This window comes from Flavobacterium sp., assembly GCF_040382755.1.
Taxonomy (GTDB): domain Bacteria; phylum Bacteroidota; class Bacteroidia; order Flavobacteriales; family Flavobacteriaceae; genus Flavobacterium.
In genome coordinates this window covers 1-3,998 of record NZ_JBEIET010000153.1, presented here as the reverse complement: position 1 = coordinate 3,998, position 3,998 = coordinate 1, and the positions used below count along the sequence as shown (strand labels likewise).

At 30.8% G+C, this 3,998-nt stretch carries 6 protein-coding genes; 5 read left to right on the top strand and 1 reads right to left on the bottom strand.

From position 1 onward, the window contains the following. Nucleotides 1–5: 5 nt before the first annotated feature. From ABWO04_RS10305 to pdxH, 5 genes are all read left to right on the top strand, one after another. On the top strand, nucleotides 6–935 hold the full coding sequence (locus ABWO04_RS10305; RefSeq protein WP_353079623.1) for an aspartate carbamoyltransferase catalytic subunit: 930 nt from the start codon (nucleotides 6–8) through the stop codon (nucleotides 933–935). A gap of 5 nt (nucleotides 936–940) precedes the next feature. Continuing rightward, the gene (locus tag ABWO04_RS10300; protein WP_353079622.1) at nucleotides 941–1,273 is read left to right on the top strand and encodes a ribonuclease Z; all 333 of its coding nucleotides are present in this window, start codon (nucleotides 941–943) and stop codon (nucleotides 1,271–1,273) included. A gap of 2 nt (nucleotides 1,274–1,275) precedes the next feature. Next, nucleotides 1,276–1,473: a hypothetical protein gene (locus ABWO04_RS10295; protein WP_353079621.1), complete on the top strand. Its 198-nt coding sequence runs from the start codon at nucleotides 1,276–1,278 to the stop codon at nucleotides 1,471–1,473. 192 nt (nucleotides 1,474–1,665) lie between these two features. Continuing rightward, complete coding sequence (locus ABWO04_RS10290) at nucleotides 1,666–2,571, top strand: ribonuclease Z (RefSeq protein ID WP_353079620.1); 906 nt, start codon at nucleotides 1,666–1,668, stop codon at nucleotides 2,569–2,571. Nucleotides 2,572–2,647: 76 nt separating this feature from the next. After that, nucleotides 2,648–3,289, top strand: coding sequence for a pyridoxamine 5'-phosphate oxidase (pdxH, locus tag ABWO04_RS10285; protein WP_353079619.1), 642 nt, complete (start codon nucleotides 2,648–2,650; stop codon nucleotides 3,287–3,289). A 6-nt stretch (nucleotides 3,290–3,295) separates the two neighbouring features. Here the strand turns inward: pdxH and rsmD are convergent, their stop codons facing one another. After that, nucleotides 3,296–3,892 carry a 16S rRNA (guanine(966)-N(2))-methyltransferase RsmD gene (gene rsmD, locus ABWO04_RS10280; protein ID WP_291242785.1) on the bottom strand — a complete coding sequence of 199 codons (597 nt, stop codon included), beginning with the start codon at nucleotides 3,890–3,892 and terminating at the stop codon, nucleotides 3,296–3,298. Between the last annotated feature and the right edge of the window lie 106 nt (nucleotides 3,893–3,998).

Sequence of the window (3,998 nt, the reverse complement as noted above, 5' to 3'; positions counted from 1 at the left end):
TTAAAATGAAAGAATTAAGCGTCAATCATTTATTAGGAATAAAGTACATCAATACCAATGATATTAATTTAATTCTTGAAACCGCTGATCAGTTTAAAGAAGTAATCAATCGTCCTATAAAAAAAGTACCTTCTTTACAAGACATTACTATTGCTAACATCTTTTTCGAAAACAGTACACGAACTAAATTATCTTTCGAATTGGCTCAAAAACGACTTTCAGCCGATGTAATGAGTTTTTCTTCAGGTCAATCTTCAGTTAAAAAAGGAGAAACGCTAATTGATACCGTAAATAATATTTTAGCTATGAAAGTGGATATGGTGGTTATGCGTCATAGTTCGCCAGGAGCTGCACATTTTTTAGCACAACACGTTAAAGCAAGTATTGTAAATGCTGGTGATGGCGCACACGAACACCCTACACAAGCCTTATTAGATAGTTATACCATTCGTGAAAAATTAGGCGAAGTTGCTGGTAAAAAAATAGTAATTGTTGGTGATATTTTACATAGTAGAGTGGCGCTATCCAATATTTTTGCTCTACAAATGCAAGGTGCAGAAGTGAAGGTTTGCGGACCTAAAACGTTGATTCCTCAATATATCAATTCTTTAGGAGTAACTTACGAACCCAATTTAATAAAAGCATTGGAATGGTGCGATGTAGCAAATATGTTACGTGTGCAGAATGAAAGACTGGATGTAAGTTATTTTCCAAATACACGAGAATATACGCAGCAATTTGGACTAACAAATGAAATATTAAATAACCTGAATAAAGAAATTGTAGTTATGCATCCAGGACCTATAAACCGTGGGGTAGAAATTACTTCTGATGTGGCAGATGGAAATCATTCGGTTATTTTAGATCAGGTAGAAAATGGTGTAGCGGTGAGAATGGCAGTTATTTATTTATTAGCGAGTAAGATTAAAAATTAGTTCAAATGAAAGTAGAACAGAAAGGTCATACTACCATAATTAAAGATACTGAAAGTAGTTTTGAAGTGTTTTTACAAAAATTAACTGAACAATATAATTCGTATAAATCAGTTAATTTAATAATTGATATTACACACGATAAATCATTTGAAATAAGTAACTTAAAGCAATTTTCAGATTTAGCAAAAGCTCATAAAAAAAACAAAAAATCTTTTGTAGTTGTTGCTACGGATATTGAATTTAATAAAGTTCCAACTTCAATTACTACCGTTCCTTCGTTACTTGAAGCGCACGATATTATTGAAATGGAAGAAATTGAACGCGACTTAGGATTTTAATTATGAAAATTTCCAATCAAACTAAAATATACATTTTAACGGGCTTATTGTTTGGATTTACCTTTATGAGCGCAATGCTTATATTTTCTGGATTAAAAACCAATGAATATAATTTTTTGGCAATTTCTGCAAATGTATTATTAGCATTTAGTATGATTCTGCAAATCATCAAACTAAGTAAAATAGAAAACAATAAATAATGACAAATAGAGCTAAATTTAACTTGTTTTTCTTAGTATTAGCCATTATTTTATTGGTGTTAAATTTAATTATTTCTTTCCAAGAAAATAAAGTTGAATGGTTTAGATTAATTTCAAATGTACTTTTGATTTTTCTTTTTTCTATGAATATTTACAACGAAAACAAAAAACAAAAACAACACTAATTTCGTTTTGAAAATAAAAATATTGGGCTGTTATGCCGCAACTCCAAGAACTATAACCAATCCTACATCGCAAGTTTTAGAGATTAAAAGTCATATGTTCTTAATAGATTGCGGTGAAGGCACACAAGTGCAATTGCGTAAACACAAAATTAAGTTTTCACAAATTGAACATGTTTTCATTTCCCATTTACACGGTGACCATTTTTTTGGTTTAATTGGATTAATTTCTACTTTTATGTTATTAGGTAGAGAAAAAGATTTACATATTTATGGTCCGAAAGGCATTAAAGAAGCCATTTTGTTGCTTTTGAAGTTAGGTAATGCATATACTTCTTACAATTTATTTTTTCACGAATTAACTTCCAAAGAAAGCGAAGTTATTTACGAAGATGAAAAAGTAAAAGTCATTACAATACCACTAAAACATAGAGTGTACACCAATGGTTATTTATTCGAAGAAAAAAATACTGAGCGTAAACTAAACATTGATGCCATCTTAAATTATAATATTGAAAAATTATATTACAATAAAATAAAATTAGGCGGCGATATTACATTAGAAGATGGAAGAATAATACCCAATTCAGAATTATCATTTGATCCTGAAGAAGCTAAAAGTTATGCGTTTTGTTCGGATACAGTGTATAATGAAGATGTAATTTCGATAATTAAAAATGTAACGGTTTTATATCACGAAAGCACGTTTTTAGAAAGCGAAAGTCATTTAGCTGAAAAAACTATGCACACAACTGCTAAACAAGCCGCAAAAATTGCTAAATTAGCAGACGTAAAACATTTATTATTAGGGCATTATTCAACTCGATACGGAAATATTGAATTATTCAGAACCGAAGCCCAAGAAATATTTGATAATGTGTTGTTAGCAGACGATGGTTTAGAATTTGAATTTTAATCTTATTACACAGAGATTCACAAAGATTGACAGAGAAACCCAAAACCTTTAACCCTTCACCCTTTACCCAAAAAAAATGAAAGATTTATCCGATTATAGAAAATCATACGACAAAAGCGAATTATTAGAAAACACCATTCCTGATGACGCGATTCAATTGTTTCATAAATGGTTTTATGAAGCCGAAGAACAGGAAAATGGTGAAGTAAACGCTATGACAGTATCTTCTATTGGTTTAGATGGTTTTCCAAAAAGCAGGGTAGTGCTTCTGAAAAAATTCAATGAAGAAGGTTTTATATTTTACACCAATTATAATTCAGAAAAGGGAAAAGCCATTTTACAACATCCAAATGTTTGTATTTCATTCTTTTGGCCGATATTAGAACGCCAAGTAATCATTAAAGGAATAGCTGAGAAAACTACATCACAAGTTTCAGATACTTATTTTGATTCTCGTCCTGAAGGTAGTAAGTTGGGAGCTATTGTATCGAATCAAAGTGAAATAATTCCATCAAGAGCTTTTTTAGATGAAAAATTAAAAAACTTAGAAACAGAAGTTTCAGGTTCTGAAATTAAACGACCAGAAAATTGGGGTGGATTTTTAGTAAAACCCGTTGAAGTGGAATTTTGGCAAGGAAGAGCCAATCGTTTACACGATAGAATTCGTTATAAATTAGAAGCTGATTTCAGTTGGAAAATAGACCGTTTATCGCCTTAATGGTGCTTATTCGGATTCGTCATTTTCGTCATCTTCAGTAACTGCGTCCAATTCGTCTTCGTCACTTACTAATTCGAAAAAGCTAAAAGTTGTACCGCCATACGTTCTTGCAAACGAAAAATTATCCAAATGTTCTAATTTCGTATCTTTCGAATGTTCAATAATTAACATTCCTTCTTCGTCTAAAATATCATTTTCAAAAATCAAAACGGGTATTTTTTCAAAATCTTTTTGATCAATATGATACGGTGGGTCTGCAAAAATTATGTCGTAACTTCCTTTGTGTTTTTGTAAAAATGCAAAAACATCACTTTTAATAGGCGTGATATCAAAGTCAAATTCAGTAGCAATTTTTCGTATGTAATTTACACAACCCATATCTGCATCTACTGCTACAAGAGGCGTGGCACCACGAGAGGCAAATTCATAAGCAATATTACCTGTACCCGAAAACAAATCTAATATTTTTAATTCTCCAAAATTAAAATGATTATTTAGAATATTAAATAAAGCTTCTTTGGCCATATCGGTAGTAGGACGAACGGGCAAATTCTTTGGTGCTTGTAATCGTCTACCTTTATATTTTCCTGATATTATTCTCATGAGTGAAATAAAATAAAATGCTTTAATAGGTCGCTTTCAGGAACATCTAAAACGGATTTTAAATGAGAAACATCTAATAAACTACAGTTTCTTATATATTTATAAG